The sequence below is a fragment of the Pseudomonas sp. MF08831 genome, assembly GCF_059862645.1.
Window position 1 is genome coordinate 90900 of record NZ_JCBCUX010000013.1, and the last position, 16228, is coordinate 107127.

A 16228-nucleotide genomic window follows, 5' to 3' on the forward strand; every position below is an offset into this window, starting at 1 on the left:
CGCGCCCTTACAGCAACGGAATCGAATAACTCACAAACACCCGATTCTGATCCTGGTCGCGCGCCACTTCACTGCGCGACACGCCGTTGCGCCAGCCAAACCCGACGTTTTTGAACGTGCCGCTTTGCACCACGTAATCCAGGGAGATGTCCCGTTCCCATTCACTGGCCGTGTTGCCGGCGGTGGTGAGGATATGGTCGCCTTTCAAATACATCACCGACGCCTTCAGGCCAGGCAGGCCCAGCGCGACAAAGTCGTAGGCGTATTGCGCAAAGGCGGTGCGTTCGCCGGCCTGGATGAAGGTTTGCACGGTGCGGTCGGTGTAAAGGTACAGGCTCGAACCGCCCTCGCCTTTGTTGACCAGGCCACCCTGGTTGAGTTGAGCGAAGTTACTGTCATCGGAGACTCGCTGGTAACCCGCGGTGATCGCGTGCGGGCCCAGCGAGTAGATAAACGCGGCGCTCCAGGTGTTGTTGTCGATTTCGCCGTTGCCGTTCTGGGTATAGCCGCCGAACTTATACCCTTCGGCACGCCCGGCCGCAGTGCTGTTCTTGCCGTCGGAGGTGGTGTTGAAATAACGCAGGTCGGTTTTCAATGAGCCGTAGTCGCCCAACGGCACTACATGGATCAACCCGGCAAAGTGCTGTTGGTAATAGTCTTCGAGGTTGGCGTAGTAATACTGGACCAGCAGGTCCTTGTTCACTTGGTAGTCGAAACCTGCATAGTTGAATTTATTGCTCTCTTGCGTGCCACCCGCGGCCGCCAGGCCACTGCGGTCGCTGGAGCCACGGCCGGTGGTGTGCTGCAGCTGGCCGCCAATCAGCGTCAGGTTGTCGATGTCTTTGCTGGTGACCTGCGCGCCCTCGAAGGATTGCGGCAACAGGCGGCCATCGTTGCTCACCAGGATCGGCAGGTTCGGGCGCAGGTAGCCGTAGCGCAGTTCGGTCTTGGCGAAGCGCGCCTTGGCTGTCGCACCACCGCGCGCCCAGCTGTCGGCTGCCCTGCCGTCATCGGTGGGGATCATCGAGCTGCCCACGTGGCGGCCAGCGCCGCTGTCGAGGGTCACACCGAGCATGCCGACGGCGTCCAGACCAAAACCGACAGTGCCGTCGGTAAAGCCCGACTGGTAGTTGAGGATAAACGCCTGGCCCCATTCTTCGGTCTTTGACGGTGCGGCGGCGCCGTCGCGGTTATCGTTATTGAAGTAGAAGTTGCGCAGGTTCAAGTTGGCTGTGCTGTCACTCAAGAAATCAGCCGAGGCCAAGGGGCTCAGGGCAATGCCCAGGCCGCCGGTCAATACGCTCAGTACATTCAAAGTGGCTTTCATCAGGACGAACTCCGGCGCGGAATCCAGGTTCCGGGCGCGTAAAAAGGGCAGCAGGATGCACGCGGCCAACTTGGGTTGGCCGCCGCGTTAACGAATATTCAAGTGCTTAGTTGAGTGAAGTGAACCTCCGTAAAACCTCAGTCAATCAATCCATGAGCGTCATAAAACGGATACGGCCCCGGGTAGTCCCCGAACACGCCGTTGTGGCTGATCAGCCCGTGCTGTGCATCCCAGCGGTGCAGCACAAAGCCTGCCGGTTCCAGGTTGAAATGCGCAGGCGCGGCGTCTTGCAGGTCGAGTACGATCTGGTGCGACGTGCCAGGGCACACGCAACTCAGGCTGCCGCCAAAACGCCGCTGCATCGGGCGGTGCAAATGCCCGCACAACAGGCGCTCCACTTGTGGGTGACGAGCGACGACGCGCTCCAGGGCGGCGGCGTTGCCAAAGGGCTCGCGGTCCATATGGCCGATGCCGCTGCTAAACGGCGGGTGATGCAGGATCAGCAAGGTCGGCGCCTCGGGGCGCAGTGCCAATTGCGCGTCAAGCCACTGCAATTGGCTGTCGAGCAGTTGGCCGCCGTGTCCACCGGGAATGGTCGAGTCCAGGCCGATCAAGCGCAGCGGATGCTCATCCACGACCCAATCCAGCGGGCCATCTGCCGACGTCGGCAGATAAGCGTGATCGCCGAACGCATCCAGTAACGGCCCGCGCGTGTCGTGGTTGCCGGGCACCAGGTAGCACGGCATGTGCAGGCGCGCCAACTCCGGGTGCAGCACGGCGTATTCATCGGCGCGGCCAAAATCCACCAGGTCGCCGCTGATCACCACGATATCGGGCCGAGGGTAGCGGGCGTTCAGGTGGTCGACGGCGCGGCGCAGTGCGCCGAGGGTATCGACCACGCCATAGGTCAGGCGGTTACCGGCTTTAAGGTGCAGGTCGCTGATCTGCGCAACAAGAAACGGACGGTTCAAAATAAGCTCTCACGCATTCAGGGTGAACACCATGTGCGGCGCAATCGCTAGGGCAATCGGCGCGCCGACGCGGTGCAGTTGGTTGTCGCTGCTGTCCACCAGCAGCGGTTGCGGGCCGCCCACATCCACCAGCAGGCGGCTTTGTGCGCCCTGGAAGAACTGCGCGACCAGATGGCCGTGCAGGTGGCCTTCGTCTTCCATCACGCGCAGGTGTTCGGGCCGGCAGTACACGGTGCTCGGTAAACCGGCGCCGTGCCACGGCAGTTCGCCGCCGCAGACTTTGAGGCCGTGGGCAGTCCGCGCCAGCACAGAGAAGGCATTGAGGTTGCCGACGAAGCCTGCGACAAACGCATTGGCCGGCTGCTGGTAGATCTCCCGTGGGCTGGCCAGTTGCGCGATACGCCCCTGCTCCATCACCAGAATGCGGTCGCCCAGGGCCATGGCTTCGCCCTGGTCGTGGGTGACGAACACCGAGGTGATGCCAAGCCCGCGCAGCAGTTGATCCAGCTCGCTGCGCAGGCGCTCGCGCAATTGCGCATCCAGGGCCGCCAGCGGCTCATCCAGCAACAGCACGTTGGGACGCGGCGCCAGGGCGCGGGCCAAGGCCACACGCTGACGCTGGCCGCCCGACAGTTCATGGATGCTGCGTTTGCCGTGGTGCTGCAAGCCCACCAGTTCCAACAGTTCCTCGCAGCGCTTGTTGCGCTCAGGCGCCGACATGCCGCGAATCTTCAAGCCGTAGACGATATTGCCGGCCACATCCAGGTTGGGAAACAGCGCGTAATTTTGAAACACCATGCCCACATCACGGCGCTCGATGGGCAGGCGGGTGACATCCTGATCGCCGAAAAACACCTGGCCGACGTCCGGGCGTTCCAGGCCGGCAATCAGGCGCAGAGTCGTGGTTTTGCCACAGCCGGAGGGGCCGAGAATTGCCAGGGTTTCGCCGCCTTCGACGCTCAGGTTCAGGTCATGCACGGCCACGGTGCCGTCGGCGAATGCCTTGCGACAGCCTTGCAGGCGGATAGTGATAGCGGTCATCGACGCTCTCCACGGGACAAACGAGCACTGATGGCCTGCAACGCAATCAGCAGCGGCACGATCATCAGCAAAAAGATAAGGGTGTAGGCGCTGGCGATTTCCAGACGCGCCGAGGCGTAGCTGTCGGCCAACCCCACCGGCAGCGTCTTGGTCATCGGCGTGTGCAGCATCCAGGTCAGGTTGAACTCACCCAGGCTCAGGGTGACCACCATCAGCACGCCGGCCAGGATGCCCGCCCGGCAATTGGGCACGACCACGCTGAAAAAGCGCTTGATCGGCCCCGCGCCGAGGCTGGCGGCGGCCTCCTCCAACACCGGCAGTTGCTGACGTTGCATCACCGCCATTACCGGGCGCACCAGGAACGGCAAGGTGAACAACACATGGCCGACCAGGATGAACAGCCAACTGCTGCGGAAGCTGCCGAACTGGCCGTAGGTCAACAGCAACGCCAACGCACTGGCCAAACCCGGCATCGCCACCGGCAGCACCATCAGCTCTTCGAAGGCGCGGCTGAAGCGGTTGTTCATGCGCACCAAGGCATAGGCCGCCGGCACGCCGATCACGCAGACGCACACTGCACAGGCCAGGGCCAACTGCAGCGACAGCCACACCGTGGGCGAATAGGCCTGCCACACCTGCACCAGCCAGTCGAAGGTCAAGCCGCTGGACAGGCCGACGAAGAAATTACGCGTCAGCCCGGCCAGCAACGACATCAGCACCGGCACCAACATGAAGGCGCACACCAGCAGGGTAAACAGCAGTTGCATCACAAACAGCGATGAGCGCTTCACAGGACCGTCCCCGCGTTTTTCACCAGGCGACGCGTGAGCAGCAACACCGCCCAGGTCACTGCACCGAGTACCACCGACAGCGCGGCGGCGACGGCAAAGTTGGCGTAGTTGGTGAACACGTTGTAGATCGCCACCGGGGTGATGTTCAGCCGCGTGCCCAAGGTAAAGGCCGTGCCGAACGCGCCCATGGACGTGGCAAAACAGATCGCCCCGCAGGAGGCCAGCGCAGGCGCCAGCCCCGGCACGATCACGTCGCACACCACGCGCCAGTGCCCGGCGCCCAGTGAGTGCGCGGCTTCTTCCAGGCTGCGGTCGAGGCTTTCGCACGCGGCCATTACCGTGAGGATCACCCGTGGAATCGAGAAGTACAGGTAGCCGACAAACAGCCCCGCCAGCGAGTACGCAAAAATCCAGCGCTCACCGGCCAGTTGCAGGCCCAGGGCCGCAAACAGGCCTTGGCGTCCGGCCAGCAGGATCACCAGAAAGCCCACCACCACGCCGGGAAACGCCAATGGAAAGGTGAGCAATGCCACCAATGCCGAACGCCCGAAGAACTGCTGACGTGCGAGAAACACGCCGCTGATGCCGCCGATCAGTAACGCCGTGAGCGTCACAATCACGGCCAGCACACAGGTCTGCGCCAGGCTGCCCAGGTACTGCGCGCTGCTGAGCACCTGCCAATAACCGCTGCCATTGCTGTCGCGGCTCTCGGTGCCGAGCACCATCAGGTGCGCCAGCGGCAACAGCCAGAACGCGAACAGCACCGCCAAGGCCGGGGCCAGTGCCCAGGCGGCATGTTTTGCCGATGCGGCCACTTACTTGACCTCGTTCAGGTAACGGGCGGCGAAGGCTTCCTGCACAGCGGCCATTTTTTCGTAGTCCACCACGCCAGCGCGGGCGTAGTCGCTGTCGGGCAGGAACTGCGCGGCGACGTCGGCCGGCATTTTCATTGGGCGCACCGGGCGCAGGTAGGCCTTGGCCCAGAGTGCCTGGCCTGCATCGGAGAGCACGAAATCGAGGACCTTTTCAGCGTTGGCGCGGTGCGGCGCATTGGCCACCAGGCTCATCACGTACGGCACGCTGATGCTGCCTTCTTTGGGGATCACGAAGGCAACGTTGGCGTTGTCCTTGTAACGCGCGCGGTAGGCGTTGAAGTCGTAGTCCACCAGAATCGGCAGCTCACCGGACAGCACCCGCGCATAGGCGGTTTGCTTGGGCACGATGGGTGCGTTTTTGGCGAGTTTCTGGAAATAGTCGATGGCCGGGGCAAAGTTATCCAGATCGCCGCCCAAAGCGCGGTTGATCGCCACCGCCGAGACGTAGCCGACAAACGCGCTGGATGGGTCGAGGTAACCGACCATGCCTTTGTACTCAGGCTTGAGCAGGTCGGCCCAGCTTTGCGGCACGGGCAAGCCGCCCAGTGCATCGACGTTGACCATGATGCCCAAAGTGCCGGAGTGAATCGCAAACCAGTGGCCGGTCGGGTCTTTCAGGCCGGCCGGAATCTGCTCCCAGCCTTTGGGCTTGTAGGTGCCGACCACGTCGGCTTTTTGCGCCTGCAAGCCGAAGGTCACGCCGTAATACACCACGTCGGCCACCGGCGCGGCTTTCTCCGCTACCAACTGCGCCAGCGACTGGCCGGAGTTCTTGTTGTCCAGCGGCACCTGCACGCCGGTAGTGGCGGCGATGGCCTGGAGTTGGCTGCCCCAATCGGCCCAGTCGGGTGGGCAGTTGTAGCAAATCGCGGTGTCGGCCGCCTGGGCAAGGCTGGCCATGCCGCACAGCAGCACGGTTGCCAGGGTTTTACTGAACGCGCGCATCGGGTGTCTCCTCAAGGGGTTGAGTGCTGTCGCCAGGCCGGATATGGCACGGCAGGCAATGGGAAATCGGGGCGTTGCCGGCGATCTGCGCCAGCAATTGGTCAATCACCGTGCTGGCCAGCAGGCCGATGGGCTGCACCACGCTGCACAGCGTCGGGTGCATCTGGGTGCCGAGGGCTATGCCGTCAAAGCCCATCACCGAGAGTTGCTCGGGCACATTCCAGGCGTTGCGGCGCAGCTCGGCGATCAGGCTGATCGCGAGGAAATCGTTGGAACACACCAGCGCAGTCGGCGCCTGGGGGCCTTGGAGGAACGGCTCGATCGCCGCGAAGGCGGCCTGGGTGTGGGCCGGCATTTCAATCACTGCGCGGCTTTCAAGCCCGTACTCGCGCATCGCGTCGCAATAGCCGGCGTAGCGCAGGCGCGCGCGGTCGGACTGCAACGCGGGGCCGGCGACCATGCTGATGCGCCGGTGCCCCGCATCGAGCAAATAACGCGTGGCCAGGGCCATGCCCGCGCGGTTGTCGACCGACACGGCGCTGTAGCTGGGGTTGCTGGGTTGGTGATAAGCCAGCACGAACGGCGTTTGTTCGCTGGCGAGGCTGTTGAGCACGCTATTGCTTTCGGCGTCGGTGACCGTCAGCACCAACCCGTCGACGCGTTGGCGTAGCAACTCTTCCACAACGATGCTTTCGCGTTCGCTGCTGTAGTCGGTGGTCGCCAGCAACAGGCTGTAGCCGCGCAGCCGCGCGGCACGCTCCATGGCCTGGAGCTGTTCGGCAAACACCGGGTTGAGCAGGTTGGGCACCACCACGCCAATCAGCTGGGTGGTTTGCAGGCGCAGTTGGCGGCCGAGCAGGTTCGGTCGAAAGCCCAGCTCGCGGGCGGCGGCGAACACCTGCTCACGGGTGGCCGGGCGCACTTGGTCGGGGGAAGCAAAGGTGCGGGCGGCAGTGGCGCGGGATACCCCGGCCAGCTGCGCAACGTCTTTCAGGTCAGTCATGCTCACTCGCTTGAGATCGATCTCATTGGCGAGGACAGTAACGAGGGAATATGGCAGTAGCGTGGTGCCAAGATGACGGTTTGATGGCAGCGCCCCCGTGGTCAATGTGGGAAGGGGCTTGCCTCCGATAGCGGTGGGTCAACAAAGAAAAGGCTGGCTGACACACCGCAATCGGGGGCAAGCCCCCTCCCACATCAGATCGGTGTATAGCCACAGATAGTCATACTGCGCGGGTATGCTTGAAAAATCGGCGCAGCAAAATCCGCCCGCTAACCTTTCGATCTGATCCAAGTGCGGGCACAATGCGTGTCCTTTTTTGGCAGGCACCGCCGCAGGCTCTCAAAAATGATCAAAACGCCGTACTACCTCATCGATAAACAGAAACTTCTGGTGAACATGCAGAAGATTGCTTACGTGCGCGAGCAGTCCGGCGCCAAGGCTCTGCTGGCGCTCAAATGCTTTGCCACCTGGTCGGTGTTCGACCTGATGCAGCAATACATGGACGGCACCACCTCGTCGTCGCTGTATGAGCTCAAGCTGGGTCGCCAGAAGTTCGAAGGCGAGGCGCACGCCTACAGCGTGGCCTGGGCCGACGATGAAATCGAAGAGATGCTGGATAACTGCGACAAGATCATCTTCAACTCCATCAGCCAGCTGCAGCGCTTTGCCGAGCGCAGCGAAGGCAAGACCCGTGGTCTGCGCGTCAACCCACAGGTGAGCAGCTCCGACTACCTGCTGGCCGACCCGGCGCGCCCGTTCAGCCGTTTGGGGGAATGGGACCCGGTGAAGATCGAAGGCGTGATCGAGCAGATCTCCGGTTTCATGTTCCACAACAACTGCGAGAACGGCGATTTCAGCCTGTTCGACAAGATGCTGGGCACCATCGAAGAACGCTTCGGCGCGCTGCTGCACAAGGTCAAGTGGGTCAGCCTCGGCGGCGGCATCCACTTCACCGGCGAAGGCTATGCCATCGACGCGTTCTGCGCCCGTTTGAAGGCGTTCTCCGAGAAGTACGGCGTGCAGGTCTACCTGGAGCCGGGAGAAGCGGCGATCACCAACAGTGCTTCGCTGGAAGTCACCGTGCTCGACACGCTCTACAACGGCAAAAACCTCGCCGTGGTCGACAGCTCCATCGAAGCCCACCTGCTGGACCTGCTGATCTATCGCCTCAACGCCAAGCTGGCGCCAAGCGAGGGTGAACACACCGTCATGGTGTGCGGCAAATCCTGCCTGGCCGGGGACATCTTCGGCGAATACCAATTTGATCGTCCGCTGGCCATCGGCGATCGGCTGTCGTTCATCGACACCGCGGGCTACACCATGGTCAAGAAAAACTGGTTCAACGGCCTGAAAATGCCGTCCATCGTAGTGAAACAACTCGACGGTACCGTCGAGGTGGTTCGTGAATTTGGTTACGACGACTACCTGTCCAGCCTTTCGTAAGCTGGCGGATAAAGGAGAGATAAAGCAATTGAAAAAGAACGTTCTTATCATTGGTGCAGGAGGTGTCGCCAAGGTGGTGGCCCACAAGTGCGCGCAGCACAACGACGAACTCGGTCGTATTGCTATCGCGTCGCGCAACATCTCCAAATGCCAGGCCATCATCGACAGCGTCAAGGCCAAGGGTAGCCTCAAGGTTCCCGCCGACATCCAAGCCTTCGCGCTGAACGCCCTGGACGTGGAAGCGACCAAGGCCCTGATCCGCGAGACCGACTCGCAGATCGTCATCAACGTAGGTTCCGCCTTCCTCAACATGTCGGTGCTGCGCGCCTGCATCGATACCGGCGTTGCTTACCTGGACACCGCCATCCACGAAGAGCCGGGCAAGATCTGCGAGACCCCGCCGTGGTACGGCAACTACGAATGGAACCACCTGGAAGAGTGCAAACAGAAGAACATCACCGCCATTCTTGGCGTGGGCTTCGACCCGGGTGTCGTCAACGCGTACGCCGCGCTGGCGCAGCAACAGCATTTCGACCGCATTGATTCGATCGACATTCTCGACGTCAATGCCGGCAGCCATGGCAAATACTTTGCCACCAACTTCGACCCGGAAATCAACTTCCGCGAATTCACCGGGCAGGTGTGGAGCTGGCAGAACAGCCAGTGGACCAGCAACACCATGTTCGAAGTCAAACGCACCGACGACCTGCCGGTAGTCGGTTCGCAAAACCTGTACCTGACCGGCCACGATGAAGTGCACTCGCTGTCGAAAAACCTCGACGTGCCCAACGTGCGTTTCTGGATGAGCTTCGGCGAACACTACATCAACGTGTTCACCGTTCTGAAAAACCTCGGCCTGCTCTCCGAAAAACCGGTCACCACCGCCGAAGGCCTGGAAGTGGTGCCGTTGAAACTGGTCAAGGCCGTACTGCCCGACCCGTCTTCGCTCGCCCCTGGCTACACCGGCAAGACCTGCATCGGCGACCTGGTCAAAGGCACCAAAGATGGCCAGCCGCGTGAGATGTTCATCTACAACGTGGCCGATCACGAAGAAGCCTTTGCTGAAACGGACAGCCAGGGCATTTCCTACACCGCAGGCGTGCCACCAGTGGCCGCTGCGCTGCTGGTAGCACGTGGCGAGTGGGACGTGAAGCACATGGCCAACGTCGAGGAACTGCCGGCCGAGCCGTTCCTCAAAGCGCTGGACGTGATGGGCTTGCCGACTCGGATCAAAGACGAGAACGGTGACCGTGCGTGGGATGCGATTGCCTGAATAGGCGGTAGTTGACCGAACAAAAAAATGCCCCCTCAGGGGCGCATTTTTTGTGGGTGTAAATAGATATTCGCAGAACAGTAAGGATCTAAATGTGGGAGCTGGCTTGCCTGCGATGGCGGTGGGTCAGCCAACACATCCATCACCGCGCGACCGCTATCGCAGGCAAGCCAGCTCCCACACTTGAATCCTCAGCGTCACTACTGCTCAACCGCCCGGTTTGAAGTGGAGTCATGCGGCGGTAGCAACCAATGCCGCGTGGTTGTCCATCCCAGAAAGACTCTCGCGCCATCTTCCGCTGGAGCCTGCTGAGGCAACACTTCGCCGGCGAAAGCCTTGCGCAAACCGCTCATGAGCGGCAGGAATCGTCCTCGAAAAGCCAACGGCTGAGTGGCGAAGTACGCTTCGACAGACGCCAGGGCATCTGTGCGCGCAGGATCATCAAGCATCGTCAGGTAGAACACCATCTGGCGCCACGCATAAGCGGTATTTTTGAGCATTATCAACCGAGCATGATGGTGCTCAATCCGCATCTGATGCCGTTTGCAGATCCACTCAAAACACGCCTGCACCATGCTGCCCAGTCTCGGCTGCAGCAAAACCTTCAACCCAAGTTCTTCAAACAGTAACGCGAGGTTTTGCGTGGTTAAAATTTGCTGTTGCTCAAGAATGGTGCCATTGGTTGCCGGGTGCCACGTGTCCAGCTCAGCTCCTGCACGCTTTGCGCACAACTTCGCGAAGGCATCGCTTGCCACTCGCGCACGTCGTCGCCCTCGGGTAACAAGGCTCGCCAGCTCATCGGTATCAATGGCGTAATAACGTGCATAAAGGGAGCCTGCCAGCACCGGGCCTGTTCGCCTGGCGGCATCGGCAAACTTATCGGAAAACTCACCCATGAAGATATCGGCAGCGACCTCCTCCACTAAGGGCAGGTCCAGTGCCGCAGTGTCCGCCAGCGCTGAAAATTCCTGGAGAAGCTTGTTCGGCAAGATGGCGTAGGGGAAGGCAGAAAGCGTCAACGCCGATGACTCAACCAGCGCCTGTTGGGCCGCTTGTGCCACCGCAGCACCGGACTGTCGGTCGCCTTCAATGACGGCAACCCAAGGCAACTCACTGAGGCCAACCTGACGTTGAAGGTTCAACAGTAATAACGACCGCCGCCGGCAGAACGCGCGATAGGTCGAGGCGTATACCATCCTTAGCGCTTCATCGCGCAGCCCGTAGCTACTCAGTTGCGCGGTCATCGCGGGCAGCAACCGCGCAACGGTATCGCCTGAAGTAATCAGCCCATGCTCGATCAATTCGCTGATCGTCCCACTCCGGCATCGCTGAAGGCGGCGCTGGACCGCCGGAGGAATGGCAATGCCCTCGCCTTGCCCAAATGCCGATGCCTCCTCAGCGGTGATCGGCGCTCCCAACTCAGCAAAATCCGCGAGACCGCCTTGCTCGGGATAGTTTGAAAGACGCTTCGCCACAATACGGGCAATGAGGTGATGCTCCGGCCCCGCCACCTGACTACGTTGATTCGCACGCGACGCACGGTGAGCGGCTGAACCCGGCTCGCCATGCTTGCGCACAAAATCATCGACGATTTGCCGTATGCGACCGACTTGACGCCCAGTGAGCGATTGCAAGTCGCGCGAGCATTGCCCAAGTAAAGAAAACAGTTCCTCCACGCGACTCGAAGAGCGCCTGTCGATACTGAGCCTGTTGAAATGCGCCGCTAACTCGGCTGCCTGCTCGTGCCACTGACGTGGGTAATAACGGCACGGCCAACCAGCCTCATAGGTCAGGAGGAAATGCGAAACAGCTGAATCATAAAGCGGCAAACGCGTTTCGATCGTCTGTTTCTGCACAACCATCTGAGCCTGAGGCTGCAAGGTTGTAAGCAACTGCTTGATCTGGCCAGCGTCCACGATGTGAACCTGCGCGGCTGAAACCGGCAGCTGCGTAGAGAACGACGGAAAGAAACGCAGCCGGTCAAAGAACGGCCCAATCACGTCTATCAGCGCACGCGCTTGCTCGGTGCGCTGCTGCCCGACTAGCCAGGCGACAGTCAATAACGCGGCCTCTTCCGGCACATCGACCGCATAATCACAGCGGGCTAAACGTGAATGCAGGGCCTCAAGGCCGTCATCTGTGAGATGCCAGGCATTGATATCGAGCCGTTCAAAGCCTGGGCGAATACCCGGAATAGAGGCGGCGAGTTCACGCTCGTACGCCGTCAACTCGCCACCGGCCAAAAAATTGCCGGTCGCAAAGCCGCCCGTAACGACTTCCAGGGTAACCCAGGCGGGCATCTGCGCAATCGGTGTGCGCGAGCCATACTCGACTGCGCCTTGTAGCAGGTTCTCAATGACCTGTTGCCAGCGTGAGATACGTCTGCGGGCGTTAAAGCGCGCGATTGAGCCGCCACTCAAATCGTGCGCGAGCAGCGCTTTCGACAGTTGGAAGACTGCATATCCTGCGTGCATGCCAGTCACTCCATGTGATCCGGAGCGATGTCCAGATTGCAGTGTAATGTGATGGGTCCGGAGGCTGGATTCGAACCAGCGCCCACCCGGTCCAGAGCCGAGTGTTCTACCGCTGAACTACTCCGGAACAGAGCGCGCATTGTCGAGCAACGCCTGAAGAATGTGAAGGGCCACGGGCTTCATTCAGTTTTAACTGAAGACAAAATGCTTTTTTCCTACCTGCTCCATCGAATCGATGTCTGACTGCGTTGTTGCATGGGATACAGTAGCTCTAAACAGGCATCGGTGTGGTTTGGTATAGCTTGCTGGACAGATTGAACATCCGCTGACGGCCGAAACAGTCTAAAAACTGTCAGCTCTCACAGGTTACCGAACCCGCAAACTCCGTTAGCTTAGCCAGTCAAGAGCTCAATCATCGATTGGCTAACCCACTCAGTATGTGCGAAAGAATTCGTGCATGACGTCCCACGAAATCTCAAACCGCAACACTTCGCCTCTCAAGCCTAAAGGACGAAACCGCCTGAGCATCACCGCCCGCCTGCCTGCCGCGCTGGGCATTCGTAGTGTGCGGCCAGCGCACGCCCAATTGCTGGGCGTCGGCGTGCTGATGCTGTTAGAGGTGGGCTGGACGCGGTGGTGTGTAAAGGCGTGGTGAACACGTGTGGCGAGGGAGTTTACTCCCTTGCCACAGGGATTTTCGCAGGGTGTGAAGACCGCGCTTAGCTCCCAGCTCGAAGGTGAAACACCAACACTTGCCGGGCTTGCGACTCTGGGAAGTTTCCGACAAGGGTTTCAGGTTATGGCTCGGAAAAGGGCTGATTAACCTCTCGTCGTCGCTGCCAATTCAGTGACCGGATTTGACCGTCCGCCCCTCAAGTGCACCTGTGCCACATCGAATCAGGCGTTCTTTTTACGTCCGCTGTATCGTGTCGCGGCAGCTGTACGCGGGATACCTTCGGGTATGCCGGGCTCCTTGGGACCGGTCGGTCAACCCGCGTATAGCTGCCACCCTAATTCGTTTGACCGCGAACCGTGGCAGCTCCATTTCCCTTGGAGTTTCACCATGATTAAAGACAGCCCCAATCTCCCAGGCCAGCAAGACTTCGACACCAGCACCCTGCATGAAGTGGCCTACCGCGCGATCAATCACTACCTCAATTCCGGCAAACCCATCCCGGAACCCGACGAAGGCCTCTTCACCGTGCGTGCCAACCTAGGTACCGAAACCTTGCTAGTCAACGCCGCCCGGGACCTGGCGTCCATCTGTGATATTGCCAACCCTATGGCCTTTGAAGTCGACGGCTCCCAACGCAACGTCGAGCTGGGCATCTGCCGGATGCTCGAAGGTGTGCAGCTGCTGGTGGACAAAGCCCTGAACGTGGCCCACTCGACGGCTTGAGATAGACGATGTAGAGCGCCTGAGCTATCTTCGGGCGCTCTATCGAAAGCCCAAAACAGGAAGTTACCGCTTGAGCACGTCGCCCCTACTGCGAGGCCGCACCTTCGCCCTCCTCGCCGGCCTGGCCTTTATTGCCGTGGACCAACTGGTCAAACTGCTGGCCCTGGTTTCACTGCACGCCAACAGCTTCAAAATCGGCTCTAACCCGATCAACCTGGCGCTGGAACTGAGCCTCAACCCCGGCGCCTTCCTCAGCCTGGGCGCCGCGTTGCCGCCGCAGGTCAAACAACTGATCTTTATCGTCGGCGTGGCCATCGTGGTTGCCTGGGCGATGGTGTGGTCGCTGTCCAACTGGAGCCAGCCATTGCGTAAAGTCTTGCCGCTTTACGCGATTGCCCTGGGTGGTATCGCCAACTTGATCGACCGTGTTTTTCGCGACGGGCATGTGGTGGATTACATGGTGCTGAACGTGGGGCCGACGCATACCGGTGTGTTCAACATTGCCGATATCGCGATTACGGCCGGGGCGTTGTTCTTGATGCTCGATTTGTTCGTTAAGCCGCGCAACGCCTAACCAGCAAGGGGGTTTCAGGGCATCAACCCTGAATCCCCAGGCCATCAAAACACCGACCACCCAATCCGCTCGCTCAACAATTCCAACGCCTTCATCCCGGCCAGCGAATTGCCCGCCGCATTCAACTCCGGCGACCACACGCACACGGTGAACTGGCCCGGCACCACCGCGACAATCCCGCCACCTACCCCGCTCTTGCCCGGTAAACCCACGCGATAGGCAAAATTGCCCGCTTCGTCATACAGCCCGCTGGTGGCCATGATCGAGTTGACTTGCTTGGTCTGGCGCGCAGTCAAAATCTGCTCGCCGCTGTGGGCACTCACGCCCTCGTTGGCGAGGAAACTGAAGGCCCTGGCCAGGTCCAGGCAGCTCATTTGCAACGCGCAGTAATTGAAGTAGCTGTGCAGCACTGCGTCCACGTCGTTGTGGAAGTTGCCGAAGGCTTTCATCAGGTAGGCCATGGCCGCGTTGCGTGCACCGTGCTGGGCTTCGGAGTCGGCGACGACGCTGTTGACCAGGATCTGCGGGTTGCCCGACAGGCGCCGCACGAAGTCGCGCATCGACAGGATCGGCACGGCAAAGCGCGACTGGTTGATGTCGCAGATCACCAGCGCGCCGGCGTTGATGAACGGGTTGCGTGGGCGGCCGCGTTCGAATTCCAGCTGCACCATGGAGTTGAACGGTTGCCCCGACGGTTCGTGACCCAGGCGTTCCCAGATGGTTTCGCCGCCGTGGTCGATGGCCTGCACCAGGCTGAACACCTTGGAAATGCTCTGCACCGAGAACAACGTGTCGGCATCACCGGCGCAGTACGCCGAGCCGTCGTTGCCGTACACGGCGATACCGAGTTGATTGGCGGGCACATCGGCCAGTGCGGGGATGTAGTCGGCGACTTTGCCCTGGCCGATCAGTGGACGAACTTCGTCGAGGATCGACTCGAGCAGCGCCTGCATGTCTTGTCCGGTCATTGTTTCTTTGAATCAGTGATAAGCGGGGCGCGCAGGATACCTGAAACGCGCCGCTCAGGTGGCGCAGTAGAGAACGTGAAGTCCAGCAGGGCAATACAGCGTTTGCATAGGGCGTGCATGGGTCAACTTCCAGGTAGGGATCGCTCGTCAATCAAAGGAGTCCAATAGCCCGTACACTGCGCCGCTGCGCTTACTCCACGAGGACTTTTGCATGAAATTGATGATTGGTTTGGCCGCCCTGTTGCTGGTATCGGCCTGCTCGACCCACTCGCCCATCGCTGCGCCGGCGCAGGATTCCGCCGCATCCACCTGCCTGGCGGGCGGTGGCACGATGAGGCAGGTCGGCAAGTTGCAGAGCTGGAAGTGCATCACGCCGTACAGGGACGCGGGCAAGGCGTGCACCGATTCGAGCCAGTGCGAGGGTGAATGTCAGACCAGTGTGACCACGCAATCGGGCAACGGCCCTGTAGCGGGTACGTGCCAGGTGGATAACAGCCACTTCGGCTGCTCGGCGACGGTCGAGAAAGGCAAGCTGGGCCGGGCGATTTGTGTGGATTGATGGGCGCCGCCAAAACACTCCAGGAGCGGGCTTGCTCGCGAAGGCGCAGTGTCAGTCACTGGGTGTGTCGCTGACCCACCGCATTCGCGAGCAAGCCCGCTCCCACAGTTTTAACTGCGTACACCTAGAAAGTGCGCGACGTTGGAAACGGGTTCATCCATCACCGTAGGCCGAACGGTGTGCGTGAACCAAAGGGCGCCACCGAATAATGTGGGAGCGGGCTTGCTCGCGAAGGCGCAGTGTCAGTCACTGGGTGTGTCGCTGACCCGCCGCATTCGCGAGCAAGCCCGCTCCCACAGTTTTAACTGCGTACACCTAGAAAGTGCGCGACGCTGGAGACTGGCTCATTCATCACCGTCGTGCAGAGTGGTTTGCGTGGGCTCCTGAACGCCACCTAACCCCTGTGGGAGCTGGCTTGCCTGCGATGAGGGCGTGTCAGCTGACATCAATGTTGCTGACCCACCGCTATCGCAGGCAAGCCAGCTCCCACCGTTTTTACTGCGTACACCTAGAAAGTGCGCGACGTTGGAAACCGGCTCATCCAGCACAGTAGGCCGAACGGTGTGCCTGAACCAAAGGGCGCCA

15 protein-coding genes and 1 tRNA gene are annotated in these 16228 nt (G+C 60.7%); 6 read left to right on the plus strand and 10 right to left on the minus strand.

The features are described from left to right. Nucleotides 1-7: 7 nt before the first annotated feature. The 7 genes from AC19YS_RS23845 to AC19YS_RS23875 form a co-directional block, all read right to left on the minus strand. Nucleotides 8-1327, minus strand: a complete 1320-nt coding sequence (locus tag AC19YS_RS23845; protein WP_500602763.1) for an OprD family porin — start codon at nucleotides 1325-1327, stop codon at nucleotides 8-10. 137 nt (nucleotides 1328-1464) lie between these two features. Continuing rightward, nucleotides 1465-2298: a phosphodiesterase gene (locus AC19YS_RS23850; RefSeq protein ID WP_106577798.1), complete on the minus strand. Its 834-nt coding sequence runs from the start codon at nucleotides 2296-2298 to the stop codon at nucleotides 1465-1467. Between the two features lie 9 nt (nucleotides 2299-2307). Beyond that, nucleotides 2308-3339: an ABC transporter ATP-binding protein gene (locus AC19YS_RS23855; protein WP_106577797.1), complete on the minus strand. Its 1032-nt coding sequence runs from the start codon at nucleotides 3337-3339 to the stop codon at nucleotides 2308-2310. Then, nucleotides 3336-4130, minus strand: a complete 795-nt coding sequence (locus AC19YS_RS23860) for an ABC transporter permease (RefSeq protein WP_124417198.1) — start codon at nucleotides 4128-4130, stop codon at nucleotides 3336-3338. The genes AC19YS_RS23855 and AC19YS_RS23860 overlap by 4 nt, the downstream gene beginning before the upstream one ends. Then, the gene (locus AC19YS_RS23865; protein ID WP_500602765.1) at nucleotides 4127-4945 is read right to left on the minus strand and encodes an ABC transporter permease; all 819 of its coding nucleotides are present in this window, start codon (nucleotides 4943-4945) and stop codon (nucleotides 4127-4129) included. Before AC19YS_RS23865 ends, AC19YS_RS23860 begins: the two co-directional genes overlap by 4 nt. Then, nucleotides 4946-5950 carry an ABC transporter substrate-binding protein gene (locus AC19YS_RS23870; RefSeq protein WP_119741746.1) on the minus strand — a complete coding sequence of 335 codons (1005 nt, stop codon included), beginning with the start codon at nucleotides 5948-5950 and terminating at the stop codon, nucleotides 4946-4948. It abuts the gene before it with no gap. Further along, the gene (locus AC19YS_RS23875; protein ID WP_200624782.1) at nucleotides 5934-6953 is read right to left on the minus strand and encodes a LacI family DNA-binding transcriptional regulator; all 1020 of its coding nucleotides are present in this window, start codon (nucleotides 6951-6953) and stop codon (nucleotides 5934-5936) included. The genes AC19YS_RS23870 and AC19YS_RS23875 overlap by 17 nt, the downstream gene beginning before the upstream one ends. 345 nt (nucleotides 6954-7298) lie before the next feature. Here AC19YS_RS23875 and AC19YS_RS23880 point away from each other — a divergent pair, with 345 nt between their 5' ends. Further along, on the plus strand, nucleotides 7299-8396 hold the full coding sequence (locus AC19YS_RS23880; protein ID WP_124417196.1) for a carboxynorspermidine decarboxylase: 1098 nt from the start codon (nucleotides 7299-7301) through the stop codon (nucleotides 8394-8396). 28 nt (nucleotides 8397-8424) lie between these two features. After that, on the plus strand, nucleotides 8425-9669 hold the full coding sequence (locus tag AC19YS_RS23885) for a saccharopine dehydrogenase family protein (RefSeq protein WP_200624781.1): 1245 nt from the start codon (nucleotides 8425-8427) through the stop codon (nucleotides 9667-9669). A 200-nt stretch (nucleotides 9670-9869) separates the two neighbouring features. Here the strand turns inward: AC19YS_RS23885 and AC19YS_RS23890 are convergent, their stop codons facing one another. Together AC19YS_RS23890 and AC19YS_RS23895 are read right to left on the minus strand one after the other, a co-directional pair. After that, nucleotides 9870-12143, minus strand: a complete 2274-nt coding sequence (locus tag AC19YS_RS23890; RefSeq protein ID WP_500602766.1) for a hypothetical protein — start codon at nucleotides 12141-12143, stop codon at nucleotides 9870-9872. Nucleotides 12144-12195: 52 nt separating this feature from the next. Beyond that, nucleotides 12196-12270 (minus strand) — tRNA-Gln (locus AC19YS_RS23895). A gap of 330 nt (nucleotides 12271-12600) precedes the next feature. Between AC19YS_RS23895 and AC19YS_RS23900 the strand changes: the two genes are divergently transcribed. The 3 genes from AC19YS_RS23900 to AC19YS_RS23910 all read left to right on the plus strand — a co-directional run bounded on the left by AC19YS_RS23900 (nucleotide 12601) and on the right by AC19YS_RS23910 (nucleotide 14116). Beyond that, on the plus strand, nucleotides 12601-12798 hold the full coding sequence (locus AC19YS_RS23900) for a hypothetical protein (RefSeq protein WP_200624779.1): 198 nt from the start codon (nucleotides 12601-12603) through the stop codon (nucleotides 12796-12798). 408 nt (nucleotides 12799-13206) lie between these two features. Beyond that, nucleotides 13207-13542 carry a DUF6124 family protein gene (locus AC19YS_RS23905; protein ID WP_448199332.1) on the plus strand — a complete coding sequence of 112 codons (336 nt, stop codon included), beginning with the start codon at nucleotides 13207-13209 and terminating at the stop codon, nucleotides 13540-13542. 70 nt (nucleotides 13543-13612) lie between these two features. Continuing rightward, nucleotides 13613-14116 (plus strand): signal peptidase II, encoded by a 504-nt coding sequence (locus tag AC19YS_RS23910; protein WP_500602767.1) that lies wholly within the window; start codon nucleotides 13613-13615, stop codon nucleotides 14114-14116. A gap of 44 nt (nucleotides 14117-14160) precedes the next feature. Here AC19YS_RS23910 and glsB read toward each other — a convergent pair whose 3' ends face one another. Further along, nucleotides 14161-15069, minus strand: coding sequence for a glutaminase B (gene glsB / locus AC19YS_RS23915; RefSeq protein WP_119741736.1), 909 nt, complete (start codon nucleotides 15067-15069; stop codon nucleotides 14161-14163). A 226-nt stretch (nucleotides 15070-15295) separates the two neighbouring features. Between glsB and AC19YS_RS23920 the strand changes: the two genes are divergently transcribed. After that, on the plus strand, nucleotides 15296-15643 hold the full coding sequence (locus tag AC19YS_RS23920; protein WP_106577788.1) for a hypothetical protein: 348 nt from the start codon (nucleotides 15296-15298) through the stop codon (nucleotides 15641-15643). Nucleotides 15644-16228 lie beyond the last annotated feature (585 nt).